Annotated in this window: 6 protein-coding genes and 2 pseudogenes; 5 read left to right on the top strand and 3 right to left on the bottom strand. The window is 69.4% G+C overall.

All coding sequences use genetic code 11. The annotated features are described in order from the left end of the window. Positions 1–21 precede the first annotated feature (21 nt). Entirely contained in the window at positions 22–10,923 is a 10,902-nt protein-coding gene (locus PGN37_RS12760) for a type I polyketide synthase (RefSeq protein WP_335331392.1), read from the bottom strand. A 117-nt stretch (positions 10,924–11,040) separates the two neighbouring features. On the opposite strand from PGN37_RS12760, the gene PGN37_RS12755 reads away from it, so the two are divergent. The 4 genes and pseudogenes from PGN37_RS12755 to pe all read left to right on the top strand — a co-directional run bounded on the left by PGN37_RS12755 (position 11,041) and on the right by pe (position 18,441). Next, positions 11,041–12,462, top strand: coding sequence for a condensation domain-containing protein (locus PGN37_RS12755; RefSeq protein WP_335331391.1), 1,422 nt, complete (start codon positions 11,041–11,043; stop codon positions 12,460–12,462). A gap of 33 nt (positions 12,463–12,495) precedes the next feature. Next, positions 12,496–15,495 (top strand): MMPL/RND family transporter, encoded by a 3,000-nt coding sequence (locus PGN37_RS12750; protein ID WP_335331390.1) that lies wholly within the window; start codon positions 12,496–12,498, stop codon positions 15,493–15,495. 71 nt (positions 15,496–15,566) lie between these two features. After that, positions 15,567–17,280: pseudogene (locus tag PGN37_RS12745) on the top strand (AMP-binding protein). Between the two features lie 42 nt (positions 17,281–17,322). Next, positions 17,323–18,441, top strand: a complete 1,119-nt coding sequence (pe, locus tag PGN37_RS12740) for an acyltransferase PE (protein ID WP_335331450.1) — start codon at positions 17,323–17,325, stop codon at positions 18,439–18,441. Here the strand turns inward: pe and PGN37_RS12735 are convergent. Further along, positions 18,438–19,086 (bottom strand): annotated as a pseudogene (locus PGN37_RS12735) (GAP family protein). The gene pe and the pseudogene PGN37_RS12735 sit on opposite strands and share 4 nt — an antisense overlap. Positions 19,087–19,191: 105 nt before the next feature. On the opposite strand from PGN37_RS12735, the gene PGN37_RS12730 reads away from it, so the two are divergent. After that, the gene (locus PGN37_RS12730) at positions 19,192–19,668 is read left to right on the top strand and encodes a flavin reductase family protein (protein ID WP_335331449.1); all 477 of its coding nucleotides are present in this window, start codon (positions 19,192–19,194) and stop codon (positions 19,666–19,668) included. Between the two features lie 257 nt (positions 19,669–19,925). Here the strand turns inward: PGN37_RS12730 and PGN37_RS12725 are convergent, their stop codons facing one another. After that, on the bottom strand, positions 19,926–21,659 hold the full coding sequence (locus PGN37_RS12725; RefSeq protein WP_335331389.1) for an acyl-CoA dehydrogenase family protein: 1,734 nt from the start codon (positions 21,657–21,659) through the stop codon (positions 19,926–19,928). Between the last annotated feature and the right edge of the window lie 15 nt (positions 21,660–21,674).

The following is a 21,674-nucleotide window of genomic DNA, read 5'->3' as shown; positions in this document are numbered from 1 at the left end:
GACGTCCCCATTACGTTCGATTCAGCCGGCCTGGTCCGGTTCTGCGGCCGGTGCGGCTGGTTCCGCGTCGGGCAGCTGGCCCACCAGGTACTCGCCGAGCCCGCCGATCGTCGGGTAGTCGAAGACCGCGGTCGCATTGATCGTGAAGGCCCCGCCGAACTGGCTGTGCAACCGGTTCCGCAGCTCGATCGCCATCAGCGAGTCCGTGCCCAGGTCCAGGAACCGGGCCGACGCCGCGGGCGGCTGCGCCAGGCGCAGGAAGTTCTGCACCTCGCGCTGCAGGAATTCGGTGACGAACGCGGCCCGCGCAGGCACGGGGATCTCCTGCAGTTGGCGTAGCAGCTCGCTGTCCCCGGTCACCTCGTCGCCGTCGCGCGGCAGCACCAGGTCAAGGATGGGCGGGCGCGCCGCGCCCAGCACCTTGGCCGCGCGGGCCCAGTTCGCCTTGATCACCGTCGCCTGACCGGTGCCGTTGGCCACCACCTCGGCCAGCGCTCCGAGCGCGGCCGAGGGTTCCAGCGGGATCAATCCCTGCGCGCTGATGTTCGCGCTCGCCGCCTCCGACGACGCCATGCCGCCCCGGCCCCAGGGGCCGAAGTTGACGCCGGTCGCCGGCAGGCCGGCTGCGCGGCGCTGTGCGACCAGGCCGTCGAGGAATGCGTTTGCGGTCGCGTAGTTGGCCTGACCGGGGGAGCCGAACACGCTCGACACCGACGACGACACGATGAAGAACTCGAGATCGTCGTCGCGGGTCAGCCGATCCAGGTGAGACGCACCGAATGCCTTCGGCGCCAACGTCGTGCGGAACCGGTCGAGATCCAGACCGGACAGCAGCGCGTCGTCGAGCACCCCGGCCAGATGCAGGACGCCGCCGAGGGGTGGCAGCTCGGCGCGGATGTGGTCGAGTACCCGGCGCACGTCCTCGTCGTCAGCGACGTCGGCGGTGACGACGTGCACGCGGCAGCGGTACCGCTCGGTGACGTCGTCGATGAGCGCCTGGGCGTCCGCCGACGGGGCGCGGCGGCTGGTGAGGACCACGTCGCCCGCACCCAGCTGAGCCAGGTATGCCGCGGTGTGCAGCCCGATCGCGCCGAGCCCGCCGGTGATCAGGTAGGTCCGATCGGATCGCGGCTGCAGCGGGGTGGGCATCTGCAGCACGATCTTGCCGATGTGACGGGCCTGCTGCATGCGCCGGAAGGCCGACCTCGCCTCGGTCAGCGGATAGATCTCGGCGGGCAGCGGTGTCCACTCGCCCCGGGCCAGCCCGTCGGAGACCTCGGTGAGCAGGTCGCGGATGCGGTCGGGCTCGGTGAACATGACCGTGTCCAGCGCGACGATCTCGTAGCCGACGTCGGGGCGGGCGGCGGCCATCTGCTCGGTGGTCCAGATGTCGCGCTTGGCGATCTCGGCGAACCGGCCACCCTGGGCCGTGGCGCGCAGCGTCGCGTCGATGAACCCGTCGCTGGTCAGGCTGTTGAGCACCACGTCCACGCCGGCGCCGTCGGTGTCGGCCAGGATCTGGTCGGCGAACTCCGTTGTGCGCGAGTCATAGACGTACTTCACGCCGAGCCGGCGCAGAGTGTCCCGCTTGAAGGTGCTCGCGGTGGCGTAGACCTCGGCGCCGCAGTGCTGCGCCATCTGGACCGCGGCCAAGCCCACGCCACCGCTGGCGGCGTGAATCAGCACCTTGTCGCCGGGCTTCAGCTGCGCCCAGTCGAAGGACAGCCGGACAGTCAGCGCGGCGGCAGGGATCGTCGCGGCCTCCACCGCGCTGATGCCGTCGGGGATCGGCGCCAGGAACTGGCCGGGCACGTTGAACCTGCTCGCGAACGCGCCCTGCATCGAGCCGTAAACCCGTTGTCCCACAGTGAGTCCGGTGACGCCGTCGCCGAGCTGGGTGACCGTGCCCGCGAAGTCGCCACCGATCGGTCCCGGGTCGCCTGGGTAGAGGCCGAGCACGTTGAGCACGTCGCGGAAGTTCAACCCCGCGGCCTCGACCCGCACCTGCACGTATCCCTCGGCGGGCGGGTCCACCTCGGTCTCGGTCAGCCGCAGGTTGTCGATCGCACCACGCTCGGTAGGAGCCAGCACGTGGTCGCTGGACCGCGGCACGCTCAGGTGCCCGCTGCGGGCCCACGGCAGTAGCCGCGATGCCAGCAGCTTCCCCTGGCGGACAGCCATTTCCGGCTCGTCGACCGGCTGGGCCACCAGACCGGCCAGCACGGTGACCGCCTCCGCCGATCCGTCGCAGTCCACGAGGCGGGGCCGTAGCGCCGGTTCCTCGTTGATCGCGGTGCGTCCGAAGCCCCACAGGGCTGCCTGCACCGGGTCGACCGGTTCGCCCGACTCGCACGCGACGGCGCGCTCGGTGACGATCCAGAGGCCGCCGGGCAACTTCGCCCCGCCGCTCTGCACCGCGTGCACGGCGCCGAGCAGTTCGGTGATCTCCTGCTCGAGACGGGCGTCCACCGCGCCTGCCTGTGGGCCTGCTGCTCGCCAGACCACGCCGGAGAAGCCGACACCACGCTGCTGCGCGTCCGTCAGCACCTGGCCCAGCGGTGTCGTATCGGTGGCCCGATCGATGGCGAGCGCCCCGGGGACCAGAGCCGCGAGGTCGGCGAAGTTGGCGACGAGCCAGGTGCCGCTCGGCGGCACCGCCTCGGCGTCGGGTACCGGCACCTCGTGCCAGCCCACGGTGTAGAGCAGTCGGCTGGTGTCGCCGCCGAGCCCGCGCAGCAGGGCCTCGCGAGGAGCGCGCTTGACTGTGAACTCTCGGATACCGCCAAGGCGGTTGCCGTCACGATCGACGAAATCGAGGTCGAACACCTGGGTTTCGTTGTCGAGGGCGTTCTGGTGCCACGTCGCCCGGCAGTAGAACCGCCGGGGCATCGGCTGCGCCACAGAGACCTCGCCGTATCGCAGCGGCAGGAAGAGGTCGGAGACGCCCTGTTCGGCGGCCAGCAACGCCGGGAACGCGGGGAACGCGACGCCGGTACAGAGATCCATCAACACCGGGTGCATCGGCTCGCTGCCCAGATGCTCGGCCAGTTCCTCGCCGACCAGGATGTCGCCGATCGCCTCACCGTCCCCGAGCCACAACGACTTCAGCGACCCCGACCAGTTCGGCCCCCATGCCAACTCGAGGTCGGCGAAGGTTTCGAACAGCTCCTGCGGGCGCATCCGTGTGAGTCGCTCGAGGGCATCTTCGACGGGATTCGCGTCGGTGGCGGTGTCGTCCCGGCCGGCGATGACCGTGCCCTCGGCGTTGAGCGCCCATTCGGCGCCCTGTTCGCCGTAGGCGCGGCTGTGCACCTGGAACGACCACTGACCGGAGTCGGCCGCCGGACGCAAGGTCAGCTGCACTTCCCGAGACGCCTTCTCCGGCAGGATGATCGGCTCGTAGAAGAACACATCGGTGGCGCGCGCCGGCGCAGTGACGGCGGCCAGCGCCATCGCCGCGTAGGTCGCACCGGGTACGACTACGGTGCCGTAGATGACGTGGTCGGCCAGCCACGGCTGCGTCTTGACCGAGAGTCGGCTGGTGTAGATCGTCTCGCCGTTCGCCAATTCCTTTTCGGCGCCAAGGATGCCCGATCCCACGGCTCCGCCGCCGTCGATCGCGATCGCGGCCGTCTTCGGCCAGAAGCGTCGACGCTGGAACGGGTAGGTGGGCAGTTCCAGCACCCGTCGACCCCGATGCGCCACCGCGGCGAAGTCGGGTCGGTGGCCGCAGATGTACACCCCGGACAGCGCATCGGCGATCTGGCGCCGATCGCCGACACCCTTGCGCAGGGATGCGATCGCCCGTGGGGCGGGCATGTGTTCTGGCCAGACCTGCACGGCCGCGCCGGTCAGCACCGGCTGCGGGCCGATCTCCATCAGGACCGTGCACCCCAACGCGGCCACGGTGCGCACGCTCTCGGCGAACTGCACCGGCTGGCGGGAGTGCCGACGCCAGTACTCGGCGTCCAATGTGGCGTGACCGGTGAGGACGGCTCCGGTGCGGTTGCACACCAGCGGCAGCGTGGGGCTGGCGAAATCCAGTTGTGCCGCGTAGGAATGGAATTCGTCGAGGACCGGGTCGAGCAGCTCGGAGTGAAACGCGTGACTGGTCTCCAGCCAGGTGCAGCGGATGCCGTCCTCGTTGAACGTCGCGACGATCCGCTCGAGGTCCTCGCCGGGCCCGGACAGCACGGTGTTGGGGCCGTTGTAGGCCGCCACCGACACCCGCGGATGCCCGCCCGCGGCCTGTTCGACCTTGCCGGCGTCGGCGAACACCGCCACCATGCGGCCACCCTCGGGCAGCTCGCCGAACAACCGACCACGCTGCGCCATCAGCCGGGCACCGTCGGCCAGGCTGAACACCCCGGCCACGCACGCCGCCGCGTACTGGCCGACGCTGTGGCCGAGCACGACGTCGGGCTCGATGCCCCACGACTGCCACAGCCGGGCCAATCCCATCTCGACCGCGAAAAGTGCCGGCTGCGCGAATGACGTGTGCCGCAACCGCTTTCCGGCCTGACCACCGGTCTCGCGGTCGGTGGCGAACAGCACCTCCACCAGCGGCGTGGGCAGCAGATCCTCGATCGCGGCCGCGCATTCGTCGACGGTGGCGGCAAGGACCGGCTGCGTCTGGTAGAGCTCGCGAGCCATGCCCGGGTACTGGCTACCCTGGCCGGTGAACAGCCACGCCGTCGTGGGGCGATGCGTGTGCTCCGCGCGAACGACGCCGGGCCGCAACCGGTTCGCGGCCAGGTCGGCCAGGCCGATGCGGGCGTCGGCCACCGATTCGACCACGAGCGCGGCACGGTGCTCGAAGTGGGAGCGTCCCGTCCCTGCGGTCAGGCACACGTCGGCGATGTCGGCCTCGGGATGGGCGCTGATCCACGTCTCGTACCGCTGTGCCAGCGCGACCAACGCTTCCGGCGACCGCGCGGACAGCGGCAGCACGCTCACCGTCTCGACGGGAGCGCTCTCCGGCTCCGGAACAGCCACCGGTGGCGCCTCTTCGACCAGCACGTGGGCGTTGGTCCCGGTGAATCCGAACGAACTCACCCCGGCGCGGCGCGGCCGGCCGTTGGCCTGCCACGGTGTCGCGTCGCCCAGCACCTGCACCGGGAGTGTGTCCCAGGGGATGTGCGGCGACGGGGTGTCGAAATGCAGGCTCTTGGGCAGCATCTCGTGCTGCAGGGACAGCACGACTTTGATCAGACCGGCTGCGCCCGAGGCAGATTCGGTGTGCCCGATGTTGGTTTTCACCGAACCCATCATCAGCGGTGCGCTGCGCGCGTCACCGTAGGCCGCGGCGGCGGCCTGCACCTCGATCGGGTCGCCGAGCGGGGTGCCGGTGCCGTGGGCCTCGAGGTAGTCGACATCGGCACCGGTGAGACCGGCGCGGGCGAGCACCGACCCGATCAACCGTTGCTGGGCGCCACCGTTGGGCACGGTCAACCCGCTCGAGGCGCCGTCCTGGTTGACGCCGCTGCCGGCGATGACGGCGCAGATCGGATCCCCGTCGCGCTGGGCGTCGCTGAGGCGTTTGAGCACCAGGACACCGCAGCCCTCGCTGCGCACGTACCCGTCGGCCGACGCGTCGAAGGTCTTGCACCGGCCCACGGGCGAGAGCATGCGGGCGCGCGAGGCCGCCACCGTCGTGACCGGGCTCAGCAGCACGTTGACGCCACCGGCGACGGCCAGGTCGCAGTCGCCGGAGTGCAGGGCCTGGCAGGCCTGGTGTACGGCCACCAGAGCCGAGCTGCAGGCGGTGTCGACCGCGACGGCGGGGCCTTCCAGTCCGAGTGCGAACGCCACCCGGCCCGAGATCGCGTTCAGCGCATTGCCGGTGATGAAGTGCGGCTGGATCTTGTCGATGGACTCCGCCGACAGCAGGTGGGCGTACTCGTTGGCGGCGACGCCGGTGAACACCCCGGTGCGGCTGCCGCGCAACGATGCCGGTGAGTAGCCTGCGCGTTCCAGGCCCGCCCACACGGTTTCGAGCATCAGCCGTTGCTGCGGCTCGATCCAGACCGCCTCTCGCGGGGAGATGCCGAAGAATTCGGGATCGAATCCGTCGATGCCGTCGAGGAATCCGCCGAACCGCGAGTAGATCTTGCCGGGAGCGTCCGGATCGGGGTCGTAGAACTCGTCGATGTCGAAGCGGTCGTCGGGGACCTCGCGGATCGCGTCGACGCCACCGGCCAGGATGTCCCAGAACGCCTCCGGGTCGGGGGCACCGGGGAACCGGCAGGACACGGCGACGATGGCGATCGGCTCGTCGCTGCGGGCGGCGGGGGCGACCGCGACCGGCCGGGTGGCCGGTGCGTCGGTGAGGCCGAGGACGTCGTCGAGCAGGTAGTCGGCGACGGCATCGATCCGCGGATGATCCATGGCCAGGGTCGCCGGAATGGGCTGGCCCACACCGGTTTCGATGCGGCCGCGCAGTTCGACCGCCATCAGGGAGTCCATGCCGATGTCGAAGAAGCCGGCGTCCTCGCGGATCTCCGCCACGTCCACCCGCGTCACCTCGGCCACGGCGTCACGCAGGTGGTCGATCAGCAGTCTGCGGCGCTGCTGGACCGGCGCGTTGGTGAGGCGCATGACCAGCTTGGTGGGGCCGCCGGCTGTCACGACCGAGATCTGCTGCGGCAGTTCCTGATTGAGCTCGGTGAGGAAGCCCCGTCGACCGGTCTGCTCGTAGAGTGGCAAGAAGCGTGCCCAGTCGACGCGGGCCACGACGGCCTGGGCGTCACCCCCGGCGACAGCATCGGCGAGCCCGGCCAGGGCGTCGGTGGGCGACAGCGTGACGACGCCGCGCTCCTCGAGACGGGCCCGGGCCTGTGCATCGGCCATCCCTGCAGACCCGTCCGATGCCCATGGCCCGAAGTTCACCGACGTCGCTGCGACACCGCGGTCACGTAGCCGCCAGGACAACCCGTCGAGGAACGCGTTGGCGGCGCCGTAGGCCGTCTGCCCGAAGCTGCCCCAGACCGAGGCGATCGACGATGTGCTGATGAAGAAGTCCAGTGCCAGGTCACGGGCGGCCTCGCTGAGATGCCAGGCACCCCAGACCTTTCCGGCGAAGACGCGATCGAGCTCGGTGTCGTCCTGCGCGCTCATCGGGCTGGCGCCGATCTCCCCGGCCGCGTGCACGATGCCGGCGAGCGGCGGACGGTCGGCGCGGGACGCGAGCAGTTTGGCCACGCCGTGGGCGTCTGCGACGTCGGCGGTGGCGACCTCGACCTGGCAGCCGTACCGCTCGGTCAGTGCGGCGATGCGGGCCTCGACGGCCTCGCTGGGCGCGCGACGGCTGGTGAGGAGTAGGTGGCCCGCACCGAGGGCGGCGAGGTAGCCGGCGATCTCCAGGCCGATCGAGCCCAGGCCGCCGGTGACGAGATATGTCGCGCCGGAACGGATGGGCAGCGCGTCGGTGACCGGCTGACCGGTGCGCCGGGTCAGCCGGGGCACGTGCACGCCGTCGGCGCGGAGTGCGAGCTGGTCTTCGCGGACGCTGTTGTCGGCGAGGCTGATCCGTCCGATCAGCGCCGACCATTCGTCGGCGGTGCCGGTGCCCAGGTCGGCGAGCCCACCCCACAGCTGAGGCGTCTCGAGTGCCGCGGCGCGCCCGAAGCCCCACAGGCAGCTCTGATCCGGGGCGACGACGTCGCCGTCGGTCACGCGCTGGGCGCCGCGGGTCAGGAGCCAGACGGGTGTGCGGACGCCGGCGGCCGCGGCGGCGCGGAACAGACGGCGCGTTCCCGGCAGCACGTTGTGCTGCATCCGCAGCAGCGACTGCATGGAGGACCCCGCCTCGTCGAGGGCGCCGACATGGAGGATGCGCAGTCCGGGTTCGGCGGTGGCGCGCAGCGTCTCGGTGAACGCGGCTTCGTCGGCGTCGGTCAGGGGCAGCCCGACGATGCGGTACCGGTGTCCGCGGGCAGTCAGCAGCTCCGTCAGTGGTCTGATCGCCTCGGAGTCGTCGCCGACGATTAGCCACGAGGGCGCGTCCGCGGGGTCTGCGCCCGCGGACGGGGCCACCTCCCAGCGGATCTCGTAGCGCGCGTCGGTGATCGACTGTGCGTCGCGCTGCTGATTGTGGTGCGCGGCAAGCTTTGTCAGGATGTCGCGGGCCTGGGGATCGTCTGCGGTGGAGCCGAGCAGCGCCGCGAGTTCGTCGATGCGGCCGTCTTCGAGGAGCCCGACTGTCGCGGTGCGGGGGCCGCCCACCTTCTGCGCTTTCGGCTGCTCGTCCTCGTCGCGGAACCAGTACCGGCGATGCTCGAACGGGTATGTCGGCAGGTCGAGTGTGTGCGCACCCGTGGGACGGATGGCTCCGAAATCGGGCTGGTGGCCGAGGACATAGGCGTCGGCCAGCGCTTCGGTGATCTGCCGCCGGTCGGCGACCGTCGGCCGCAGTGAGGCGATCACCCGCGGCGTGGTGGCGGGGTCGGGCCAGGCGGACAGGGCGGCGGCAGTCAGGACGGGCCGGGGCCCGATCTCGACCAGCAGCTTGCAGTTCATCTCCGCCAGCGTTCGGATGCTCGCGGCGAACTGGACGGGCTGGCGGGCGTGGCGGCGCCAGTAGGCACCGTCGAGGCTCGTGCTGCGGCCCAGCGCCGCACCGGTGCGGTTGTCGATGAGGATCCGCTGCGGTGCGCCGAACGTGAATTGTGATGCTGTCGCTTCGAATTCGTCGAGGATCGGGTCGAGCAGCGCCGAATGGAAGGCGTGGCTGGTCTCGAGCCAGTCGCAGCGCACACCGGAACTGCTGAGAGTGGCCACGGCCTTCTCGAGATCGGCTGCGGGTCCGGACAGCACGGTGTTGGCTCCGTTGTAGGCGGCCACCGACAGTGTCGGGATGTCGTCGACCACGGCCTCGACCCGGTCGGCGGGCGCGAAGATCGCCGCCATCCGGCCACCGGCAGGCAGACTTCCGAACAGCTTGCCGCGCAACGCCATCAACCGGGCGCCGTCGGCCAGGCTGAACACACCGGCCACACACGCAGCGGTGTACTGGCCGACGCTGTGGCCGAGCACGACATCGGGCTGCAGACCCCACGACTGCCACAGGCGAGCCAGTCCCATCTCCACGGCGAACAGCGCGGGCTGGGCATAGGACGTCTGCCGCAGGGTCTCCTGCGCATCGGCGTTGTCGAGGTCGAACACCACGTCGAGGAGCTGAGTGTCGAGCAGATCGGCGACGGCGTCGGCGCACTCGTCCACCGTCGCGGCGAACACCGGCTCGGAGTCGTAGAGGTCACGCGCCATGCCCGGGTACTGGCTGCCCTGCCCGGTGAACAGCCAGGCCGTCTTGGGAACGTCGTGCGCCTCGCCGCGCACCAGCCCCGGAGCGGGCCGGTCGTCGGCCACGGCGGCCAGCAGCTCCAGCGCGGTATCGCGGGAGTCGGCCACCAGTGCGGCCCGGTGCTCGGTGTGCGCGCGGGCCACGCCCGCGGTGAAACACACGTCGGAGAGCGTGGCCTCGGGGTGCGCGGTCCACCAGTCGCGGTACGCGCCGGCGAGTGCCCGCAGCGCGGAGGGGGTGCGAGCCGACAGCGGCAGCAGCTGCGGACCCTCGACCTCAGCGCCTCCGGTGTCGGCGTCGGGCAGCGGCGCCTCCTCGAGGATCACGTGTGCGTTGGTGCCGGCGAAGCCGAACGAGCTGACCCCGGCGATGCGCGGCCGGTCCTGGCGGGGCCACGGGGTCGCCGACGTGACCACCTCCACGGGCAGCCGGCTCCACGGGATGTGCGGCGACGGGTTCTCGAAATTCAGGTGCCGGGGCAGGGTTTCGTGTTCGAGGGCGAGGATCACCTTGATGACGCCCGCAATGCCCGCGGCGGCCTCGAGGTGACCGATGTTGGTCTTGGCCGAGCCGATCAGCAGCGGCCGGTCGGCGTCGCGGCCCTCCCCGAGCGCGGCTCCGGCGGCCTGCGCCTCGATCGGATCACCCAGTGAGGTGCCGGTGCCGTGAGCTTCCAAGTAGTCGACGTCGCTCGGGGCGACGCCGGCGCGACGCAGCGCGGCACCGATGACGCGCTGCTGCGCGACTCCGTTGGGCACAGTCAGTCCGCCTGAGGCGCCGTCCTGGTTGATCGCACTGCCACGGATCACCGCGCGGATGTGGTCACCGTCGCGCACCGCGTCCTCGAGCCGCTTGATGACGACGATTCCGCAGCCCTCGCCGCGCACGTATCCGTCGGCGGCGGCGTCGAACGTCTTGCACCGGCCGTCGGGGGCCAGCATGTGCGCGTTGGAGAACGTGATCATCGTGGCGGGGGTCAGCAGGACGTTCGCCCCGCCGGCCATCGCTAGATCGCACTCGCCCAGCTGCAGCGCCTGGCAGGCCTGGTGGATCGCCACGAGCGAGGAGCTGCACGCGGTGTCGACGGCCACCGCGGGCCCCTGCAGGCCGAGTCGGTAGCTGATCCGCCCTGCCGCGGCCGCATTGGAGGTTCCGATGGCCATGTAGGCCTCGATCTCGGGATAGTCCAGTTGGTCGGACAACATGCCCAGGTAGTCGTGGGTCGCCAACCCGACGAACACGCCGGTGTCGCTGCCGGCGAGCGACGACGGCGCGATGCCCGCGTGTTCGAGCGCGTGCCACGAGGTCTCCAGGAGCAGGCGGTGCTGCGGATCCATCTGCCGCACTTCGCGGGTCGACATCCCGAAGAAGGGCGCGTCGAAGCCGGTGACGTCGTCGACGAACCCGGCCCGCCGGGTCGCCACCTTGCCGGGAGCGCCGGGCTCGGCGTCGTAGAAGGCCTCGGCGTTCCAGCGGTCCGCGGGCACCTCGGAGATGGCGTCGCGGCCCTCGCTCAGCAGGTCCCAGAACGCACCGGCGTCCGGCGATCCGGGCAACCGTGCCGCGTAGCCCACGACGGCGAATCGCGGTGCCGGCTCGTTCGGACCTGCAGCGGAGACCATGCCGCTTTCCCCCTCATCAGCGGTGAACTTACTCGGCGGTCAGATTAGCGCGATCATCGTGCACAATGTCACCCGAACGTCATTGTTCGATCTTGGTCAATGGGGAGGACGGCGCAAGTGCGCATCGGCAAGATCACGGTTGGCGCACTCGACGAATGGTCGGTCGCCCCAGGCTCGGTCACCTCCTGGCACCCGACTAAGGCCTCGATCGAGAAGGCGCGTCAAGCCCCCGTCAGCGCGGTTCCCGTCAGCTACATGCAGGGCCAGCATCTGCGGAACTACCGCGAACGTGACGCCGCCGGGCTCAACTTCTCTCGCCAGATCATCGCGAGCTGCGATGTGGCCGGCCAGTGCGACATCGCCGCGATGGACCACGCGGTGAACAACTATCTGCGGCGCCACGACACCTTCCGCAGCTGGTTCGCCCCGGCCGAGGACGGCCAGTTCATCCGGCACGCTCTCACCGATTCGGCCGACATCGAATTCGTTCCCGTCGAGCACGGCCACATGACGATCGAGCAGATCCACGCGCACGTCATCGACATCCCCAGCCCGCTGGAGTGGGGTTGCTTCACGTTCGGCGTCATCCAGGGCGATGACCACTTCAGCTTTTTCGCCTCGATGGACCACGTGCACGGCGACGCGACGCTGATCGGCACCACGATGATGGAAGCCAACGGCATGTATTCGGCGCTCAGCGTGGGTGGGCAGGCGCTGCAGCTGCCCGACGCCGGCAGTTTCGACGACTTCTGCGTGCGCGAACGGCAGTTCACCGATGAGCTCACCACCGACTCGCCGGGCGTCGCGGCGTGGCTCGACTTCGCCGAGAACAATGCCGACGGCTTCCCGGAGTTCCCGCTGCCGCTCGGCGATCCGGAGCAGTCCACGCGCAGCACGATGACCTCGCTGCTGCTGATGGACAGCGCGCAGACCGACCGCTTCGAAGCGGCCTGCGCCGGCGCGGGCGCGCGGTTCGTCGGCGGGCTGTTCGCCTGCCTGGCGCAGGTCGAGCACGAGCTGACGGGTGCGCTGACGTACTACGGGTTGACCCCACGCGATTCGCGCAGCGCGTCGGACAACTTCATGACCCAGGGCTGGTTCACCGGCTTGATCCCGATCGTCGTGCCGATCGGTGCGGCGTCGTTCACCGACGCGGCCTGGTCGGCGCAGTCGGCCTTCGACGCCGGGCTGGCGATGGCGAAGGTGCCCTACTACCGGGTGCTCGAATTGGCGCCCTGGCTGCGGTGGCCGCAGGCGAACTTCCCGGTGACGAACTTCCTGCACGGCGGCGCGGCACCGATGAACGCGATCCTCGCGGCCGGTGAGATGGGGCTCGCCGACAACATCGGCATCTACCCCGACGGCCGGTACTCCTACCAGTTGACGATCTACATCTTCCGGTACGGCGAGGGCACGGCCATGGCGATCATGCATCCGGACAACGCGGTCGCCGCCAAATCGGTCGACCGCTACATGGCGGCGATGAAATCGGTGGCGACGCGGGTCGCCGACAGCGGCCAGTGGGGACGCGTCGCTTAGCGTGGGGCACGGCGAGGGTTCGGGGGTGACGACATGGGGCGGCTAGCCGGTCTGGTGGTGCGCTTTCCCTGGGCGGTGATCGCCGTCTGGGTGGCCCTGGCCGTGGCCCTGCCGCTGAGTTTCCCGTCGCTGAACGAGATGGCACAGAAGCATCCGCTGCAGATCCTGCCCGCGGATGCGCCGTCGAGCGTCACCGCGACGAAGATGGCCGACGCGTTCAAGGAGCCGGGCTCGGACAACCTGCTCGTCCTCGCGTTCATCAACGAGTCCGGACTGGTCCCGGCCGACGAGGCCGTCTACCGCAAGGTCGTCGACGCGCTGCGCGACGACGTCACCGACGTCGTGTCGGTGCAGGACTTCGTCAGCACGCCTCAGCTGCGCAAGTTTCTGACCAGCGACGACAAGACCACCTGGGTGTTGCCGGTGACGCTGGTCGGCGAGCTGGGCACCCCGCGTGCCTACGAGTCGTTCAACCGCGTCACCGACGTCATCTCACATGCCGCGCCGCCGCGCGGCAGCCCCCTGACGGTGCACGTCACCGGACCCGCGGCGACGGTCGCCGACCTGACCGTGGCGGGCCAGCAGGACCGGCTGCCCATCGAACTGGCGATCGCGATCCTGGTGCTGACGGTGCTGCTGGTGGTCTATCGCAATCCACTGACCATGCTGTTGCCGCTGATCACGATCGGCGCCTCGGTGCTGATCGCCCAGGGCGTGGTCGCCGGCTACTCGCACCTGACAGGTGCGGGGGTGTCCAACCAGTCGATCGTGTTCCTCAGCGCCATCCTCGCCGGCGCCGGTACCGACTACGCGGTGTTCCTGATCAGCCGTTATCACGACTACATCCGCGAAGGCGCCTCCGTCGACGACGCCGTCACGCGCGCGATGATCTCCATCGGCAAGGTGATCACCGCGTCGGCGACCACGGTCGGCATCACGTTCCTGGCGATGAGCTTCGCGACCATGGGCGTGTTCAAGACGATCGGCGTCTCCGCGGCGATCGGGGTGGCGATCGCCTTCCTGGCCGGGCTGACGCTGCTGCCCGCGATCATGGTGCTCGCCGGGCCGCGCGGCTGGATCGGGCCGCGCCGCGAGCTGACGGCACCGATGTGGCGGCGCTCAGGCATCCGGATCGTGCGCAGACCGGTGCCGCACCTGATCGCCAGCGTGCTGGTGCTGGTGCTGCTGGCCGGCGCGGCCGGGTTCGCGAAATTCAACTACGACGACCGCAAGGCGGTCTCCCCGTCGGCGCCGAGCTCGGTCGGGTACGCCGCGCTGGAGCGCCACTTCCCGATCAGCCAGTCGATTCCGCAGTACGTGCTGGTGCAATCGCCGCGCGATCTGCGCTCGCCCGCCGCGCTGGCGGATCTCGAGCAGATGGCCTCACGCATCGCCCAGCTCCCGAACGTGGGGCTGGTCAGTGGCGTCACCCGCCCGCTCGGTGAGGTGCCACCGGAGTTCCGGGCCACGTTCCAGGCCGGCATCGTCGGTGACCGGCTCGCCGACGGTGCGGCGCAGATCGGGGAGCGCCGCGGTGATCTCAACCGGCTCTCCGGCGGCGCCGACACGCTGGCCGACAGCCTCGGCGAGGTGCGCACCCAGGTCAACGACATCGCCCCGAGCCTGAAGGGCCTGCTCGACACGATGTCCTCGATCCGCGTCCAGTACGGCGGTGACAAGCTGGTCCGCGACGTGGCGACCGCCGCGAAGCTCGTCGACAGCGTGAACAAGCTCGGGCTGTCGATGGGCGTGAATTTCCGTGCGGTCAAGGACATGTTCGCCTGGATCGGGCCGGTGCTGACCGCGTTGCAGGGCAACGCCGTCTGCGATGCCAACCCGTCCTGCGTCGACACGCGCGCGCAGTTCCAGAAGCTCGCCGACGCGCGCAACGACGGCCGCGTCGACGAAATCAACCAGCTGGCCGGCCAGCTGCAGGGAGTCGACGACAAGGGAAATCTCACCTCGACGGTGAACCAGCTCAACTCCATGTTCACCAAGCTCACCAAGACCATCTCCGATCTCGGTCTGGACAGCCCTTCGGGGGCGCGCTCGGGCGTGAACGAGTTGCAGCGCAACGCCAATCGGCTCGCCGATGGCAGCCGGCAGGTGGCCGGCGGCGTGGACCAGCTGGTGGAGCAGATCCAGGTCCTGGCCGCGGGCCTCGATCAGGCGTCGACGTTCCTGCTGACCATGCGCAAGGACGCGGCCGCCTCGTCGATGGCCGGTTTCAACATCCCGGCCGAGGTGCTGGCGGCCCCGGAGTTCCAGAAGGCGGCCGCGGCGTACATCTCGCCCGACGGCCACTCGGCGCGCTACCTGGTGCAGACGAAGCTCAATCCGTTCAGCCCCGGGGCGATGGACCAGGTCGACGCGATCAACGACGTCGCGCGCGGCGCGCAACCCAACACGACGCTGGCGGATGCCACCATCTCGATGGGCGGCTATCCCGCCGCCCTGCGGGACACCCGTGACTACTACGAGCGCGACATCCGGTTCATCATCGCGGTCACATTGGTGATCGTGCTGCTGACGTTGATGGTGCTGCTGCGCTCCCTCATCGCGCCGCTGTATCTCGTTGCGTCCGTGGTGCTCTCGTACTTCGCGGCGATCGGCATCGGGGTGCTGACGTTCCAGTACCTCCTCGACCAACCGCTGCACTGGACGGTCCCGCCGTTGGCGTTCGTCGTGCTGGTCGCGGTCGGCGCGGACTACAACATGCTGTTCGTGTCCCGGCTGCGGGACGAATCGCCGCACAGCGTGCGCTTCGGCGTGATCCGGACGCTGGGGTCGACGGGCGGGGTGATCACGGCGGCCGGCCTGATCTTCGCGGCGTCGATGGGCGGGCTGCTGTTCTCGTCGATCGGCATCGTCGTGCAGGGCGGTTTCGTGATCGGCGTCGGCATCCTGCTCGACACCTTCGTGGTACGCACCATCACGGTGCCCGCGATCGCCGCGCTGGTCGGGAGGGCCAACTGGTGGCCGTCGCGGGTTCAGAGGGAGGCGCCCTCCGGCGAGAAGGTGGAGGCGAGCTGACGTGGCCGAGGTTTCGCGCCGACGGGCGCGTTGTGTGACACTACGACGACGGTCGGTCGGGGGTTGAGATCATGACGCACACGGGACTGTCGTCTGTGCTGTCGATGCTGCACGGCAGGGCCGCGCTGCGGCCCGACGGCGCCGCGTTCACGTTCACCGACTACACCGACGACCCCGCGGGCCGCGCGCAGACCCTGACCTGGTCGCAGTTGTCGCGGCGGACGATGAGCGTGGCCGCCGAGATCGCCGCGCACGGCGCCACCGGTGATCGGGCGGTCATTCTCGCGCCGCAGGGTCTCGAGTACATCCTGGCGTTCCTCGGCGCGATGCAGGCCGGGCTCATCGCCGTGCCGCTGCCGCTGCCGCATCGCGGTTCGAGCCACGACCGCGTCAGCGCGGTGTTCGACGACACCACGCCCGCGGTCGTGCTGACCACCTCGGCCGTCTCCGCCGACGTCCGTGACTACGTCGAGCAGTCACAGCTGGACCCCGTCCCGACGCTGCTGCACGTCGACGCGATCGACCCGCGCGCCGAGGGCGCCGTGTTCAGTCCACCGGCCGAGACACCCGAAACCGCCTATCTGCAGTACAGCTCGGGGTCCACGCGGCTGCCCACCGGGGTGATGATCTCGCACCGCAACTTGTCGTCGAACTTCGAGCAGTTGATGCGCAGTCTGCTCGGGGCACGCCAGATGCCCGACCTGACGGTCGTGTCGTGGCTGCCCTTCTACCACGACATGGGCCTGGTGCTGGGGGTGTGCGCGCCGATCCTCGGCGGCTTCCCCGCGGACCTCACCAGCCCCGTCGCGTTCCTCGAACAACCGGCCCGCTGGATTCGGGCACTGGCCACCGCGAAGAACGCGTTCTCCGCGGCGCCGAACTTCGCGTTCGAGCTGGCCGCCCGCAAGACCACCGACGCTCAGCTCGCTGGTCTCGACCTCGGCGGCGTCGCCGGGATCATCAACGGCGCCGAGCGCGTCGATCCGAGTACCCTCGCCCGCTTCTCGGATCGCTTCGCGCACTTCAACTTCCGTGACGACATGCTGCGGCCTTCCTACGGTCTGGCCGAAGCCACCGTGTTCGTCGCGTCGGGAGTGTGGGACGACTCGGCGGTGGTGGACCGGTTCGACACCGACGAATTGTCGGCAGGCCGGGTTCAGCGCTGCAGGACAGGGGGTTCCGCGCTGATTCGCTATGCGGTGCCGCAGTCGCCGATCCTCCGCATCGTCGACACCGACACGGGTGCGGAGTGCCCGTCCGACGTGGTGGGCGAGATCTGGGTGTGCGGTGAGAACGTGGCCGCCGGGTACTGGAGTCGCACCGCCGAGGAACAGCAGTGCTTCGGTGCCACCGTCAGTGAGCCCTCACCCGGCACCCCCACCGGACCGTGGCTGCGCACCGGCGATCTCGGATTCGTCCACGACGGTTCGCTGTTCATCGTCGGCCGGATCAAGGATCTGCTGATCATCCGTGGCCGCAACCACTATCCCGAGGACATCGAGGCCACCGTCCAGGAGATCACCCGCGGCAGGGTCGCCGCGATCGCGGTGCCGGTGAACAGTACCGAGAAGCTGGTCACCGTCATCGAGCTCAAGAAGCCAGAAGATCTGCATGAGGTCAAAAGCACTGTGACATCAGCGATCTCGACAGTGCACGGGCTCAGCGTCGAAGATCTGGTGCTGGTACCCGCCCGGCTCGATCCCGACGACGACGAGCGGGAAGGTGCGCCGCGCGGCCTGCGTGGAGCACTACCGGGCCGATCAGTTCGAACGATTGGATGCCTGAGTGTCACAACGAGAGAACGCCGAGGCTGGTCCGGCCGTGATCATGCGCAGAGCGTGGGCGTCGATCACGGCACTCATCACGGTCGGGGTGGCGGGTGGTCTGGGCGCGGGCATCGCGAGCGCAGACGAGCCGCCACCGCCGCCCCCGCCCGGCGCGCCGGTGCTCGGGACGCCGGGGCGGGCCTACGCGCTGGGCGGCGCGCACGTGCTCGGCATCCCGTACGACGAATACATCATGCGCACCGGCGCCGACTGGTTCCCGGGGCTCGAGCGCCAGATCGTCGACTATCCCGCCGGACAGGTGCAGGGCCACACGTTGGAGCGGCTGTTCCCCGGTATCGGCGCGTTCGGGGAACGCTTCGTCCCGGGCCTCGGGCTCGACGGCCCGAGCATCGGCGAGTCGGTCGACATCGGCACCCCGAACGTGGTCAACGCAGTACGCCAGGGCGGGCAGGGCACGGCGATCGGGTTGTCCGAGGGCGCGATGGTGCTCAACGACGTCCAGGCCAAACTGGCCTACGACCCGGCCGCGCCGCCGCCGGATCAGCTGAGCTTCGCGATGTACGGCGATCCGGTGGGCAGGCACGCTTTCGGAGAGAGCTTCCTGACCCAGAACTTCCCCGTCGGCAGCGTGGTGCCCTCCCTGGACTACCGCATCCCGGCGCCGGTGGAAAGCCAGTACGACACCTATCAATTCGTCTCGGCCTACGACAGCATCGCGGACTGGCCCGACCGGCCGGACAACTGGATGTCGGTGGCCAACGCGATCGTCGGGCTGGCGACCGGGCACACCGCCGTCGCGTTCACCACGCCCAGCAACGTGCCGCCGCAGAACATCCGGACGACGGTGAACTCCCGGGGTGCGAAGACGACGACGTTCATGATCCCCGAGGAACACCTTCCGCTGGTGCTGCCGTTCAAGTACCTCGGGGTGGACAAGAAGACGCTGATCGAACTCGACAAGGTGCTACAGCCCTACGTCGACGCCGGGTACTCCCGCAACGACGATCCGGCGACCGCGCCGATCACGGTCGACCCGGTGAACGGGTACGACCCGGCCGCGGTGACCGCGCCGGCGACCCAGGCGGCGTTCGGCGGCGGCTCGGATCCGGTGTCCCAGCTGCTCGCCGGGCTGCAGTACGTGGTCAACCACCAGGGCTAGAGCCCGGCCAGACCCACCACGACGAGGACGCCTCCGACGGCGGCCACCAGCGCGGCGACAGCCCGCCGGCCGCCCGCTCGGATGCGTTCGTGCACGGACATCAGCGCGGCCCGCGTGCGGTCAGGGGCGATCAGGTAGGCCAGCAGCGGCAGCTCGACGAGCGCGAACGCGACCCACGTTGAACATGATCAGCGCGCCGAGCTGGACGGACGCTTCGGCGCCGGATGCCACGATCAGGGCCAGTGCCGCAAGGTAATCGACTGATGGCAACGCGATGCCCAGGCCCGCGCCGCCCGCGATCCACAGCGAACGCCCGCCCAGTAGGCGCCGGACGCGGACCATGACGGGCCCGTCGGTGGCGGGCATCCGCCCGAGCACCCCGGCGGCGATCAGCGCGGCATTGGCCAGCACGACGGCGCCCACGACGATCTGCACGACGGGCAGGGTGAATCGCGCGGAATCCAGCGCGGGGCGCAGCACGAACAGCACCACCAACCCCACCGTGGTGCCCATCAGGAACCCGCCGGCCAGGAACGTCAGCAGCTGCAGCGCAGGTCGCGGGCGGTTGACCATCACGACCGTCATGCCGATCCGAAACGGCTCGAGGCTGACCGCAAGAGCCATCAGCAGGAGCGGAATCCACATGATGGCGTCAACTTACCGCGGAGTTGTACTCAGCCGGATTCTCATCGTGGCGTCGCGTCGTGGACACGTGTGAAGATGGGAGCGATGAGCAGACGACACGCGGACATGGACCTCAGTCCATCGTCGCTACGGGAAGCGTTCGGCCATTTCCCGACCGGTGTCATCGCGATCGCGGCGGAGGTGGACGGCACCCGGGTCGGGTTGGCGGCCAGCACGTTCGTGCCCGTGTCCCTCGACCCGCCGCTGGTGTCGTTCTGCGTCCAGAACACCTCGACCACATGGCCGCGCCTGGTCGACGCCCCCTATCTCGGTATCAGCGTGCTCGGCGAGGCGCACGACGCGGCGGCGCGCACCCTGGCCGCCAAGACCGGTGACCGGTTCGCCGGGCTGGAGACCGCGTCGACAGAACGTGGTGCGGTGTTCATCGAGGGCACCAGCGTGTGGCTGGAGAGCTCCATCGAGCAGCAGGTGCCCGCCGGCGATCACACGATCGTGGTCTTGCGGGTCAGCCGGCTCACCGTGCACCCGGAGGTGGCGCCCATCGTGTTCCACCGGAGTACGTTCCGGCGGCTGGGCGCCTGACCCAATGCGGCCCGAAGGGGCTCAGGGCCGGGCGCTCAGTTCCTCGCGGTAGTGACGCACACGCTGGTCGAGTTCGGCGGCATCAGCCGTCCGGCCCTCCCGCCGCGCAAGGTCCGCCCGGCTGCTGATCTCACGGATTGCTGTTCGAATGTCGTTGACACTCAACGGTTGATGTAAAGACACGACGCTGCCTTTCGACGCTGACTGGCTGCTGGCTGCGAGCGTACTCCCGGAGTCTGATACCGGCTACGGTTCATTCAGGGATTCATCTGGTAGGCGCCGTCGTAGGCGGCCACCTCATCCCAGATCCGATCGAATCGCGCCGGGTCGGTGACGGGTTTACGGATCGCCGCCAGCGCCCACGCCTGCTGCGCCTCGGTCGAGCTGGGCTTTCCGTGCAGCGCGACGGCGTAGGCGGAGAAGTCGCGGACCATCACGTCGAAGATCTGGTCGATCAGGTCCGCGTCGAGGCCGGTCAGTTCGGCCTGCTCCAGGATCAGCTGGCCGTAGACCACCAACGAGAACAGGTGGCCGACGACGAGGACGAAGTCCAGATCGCTCTGCTGGGCCGCGTCAGGTGCTGCCGTGGTCAGGAACTCCTTGAACGTCGTCACCTGTTCGTAGAAGCGACCCACGTTGCCGATGCCGACATGTCGCTCGTAGACCGGCGTCCAGTCGGCGAATTGCACCTTCGAGGCGCCACGGGCGGGGCCCTGCGACCAGAAGAACACGTCGTCGGCCGGGTCGTCGCGCGTGCCGATCTCGGGGTAGGAGGTCGGGTTGAACATGTAGTTCGGCATGAACTTGAGGATCTGTGCGACGTTGACGTGCACGGTGCCCTCCAGCCGCGGCAGCGCACCGATCAGGCGGACGACCTGGCTGAAGTAGGTGTTCTTCTCGAAACCCTTGGCGGCCAGGATGTCCCACAACAGCGTGACGACCTTTTCGCCTTCGGAGGTCACCTTCGACTTCGTCACCGGGTTGAACAACAGGTAGCGGCGGTCGTCTGGGCCTGCGCTGCGAAAGTAGTCGGTGGCGCGGTCGCTGAACAGCTTCATCGCGAGGATGCGGGCGTAGGCGTCGACGAAGCTGGCCCGCACGTGCGGGAAGATCGTGACCGGATTGCCGTAGAGGATGCGGTTGTTGGCGTGGGTGATCGCCTCGTAGAACGCATGCTCGCACATGCCGATCGAGCCGCTGCACAGGTTGAACTTGCCGACGTTGACGGTGTTGAGCGCGGCGGAGAACGCGTCGGGCCCGGTGACCAGGATGTCCTCGTCGTAGACCGGGTAGTCGTGCAGAGCGAACGTGCTGACGAACATCTGGCCGTGCACGACGTTGCCGATCAGCTCGTAGTTCTCGTGTGAGCTGTCCGCGACGAACCAGACGTAGCCGTCGGCGCCGTCGACATCGGTGCGCCGCCCGAACACCGACACCATGCCGGCCACGTTGCCGTTGCCGATGTAGTACTTCTCCCCGGACGCCCGGAACAGCACGCCCTCGTCGTCGTCTGCCGCAGGAGTGAGCACCAAGTCCGTGTTGTAGATGTCGGCGCCGTGTTCGCGCTCGGACAGCGCGAACGCCATCACCTCGCCAGCCTCGAGCAGTGCTGCCGCCTTCTCCTTGGCTTTGACGTTGTCGCTCTGCCAGATCGGGCCGAGGCCGAGGATCGTGACCTGCTCGGCGTACCAGTAGGACAGCCCGTAGAAGCCGAGGATCTCGCTGAGCACGGCGTTGCGTGAGGTGTCCCACCGCTTGTCGGGATCGCCGCCTGCGAACTCCGAGGGTGTCAGGAACGTCGCGAACAGGCGCTCACGCTTGACGAAGTCGAGGAAGTCCGACACCCAGGCCGCGTCGAGGTCGTCGCGCAGCAGCCGCGTCTTGCCGCGCTCCTCGAACCAGTCGATGAGCGCCTGCAGTTGGCGCCGCGACTCCGCGTCGAGCCGGTCGGAGTCGAAGGTGTGGGGGTTGAGCAGGCGCGCAATCGGCATGCGTGCCAACGTAGC

This window comes from Mycobacterium kyogaense, from assembly GCF_036946525.1.
In the GTDB taxonomy this organism is placed as follows: domain Bacteria; phylum Actinomycetota; class Actinomycetes; order Mycobacteriales; family Mycobacteriaceae; genus Mycobacterium; species Mycobacterium kyogaense_A.
The sequence above is the reverse complement of the archived record's forward strand: the minus strand, read 5'-3'. Positions and strand labels throughout refer to the sequence as shown.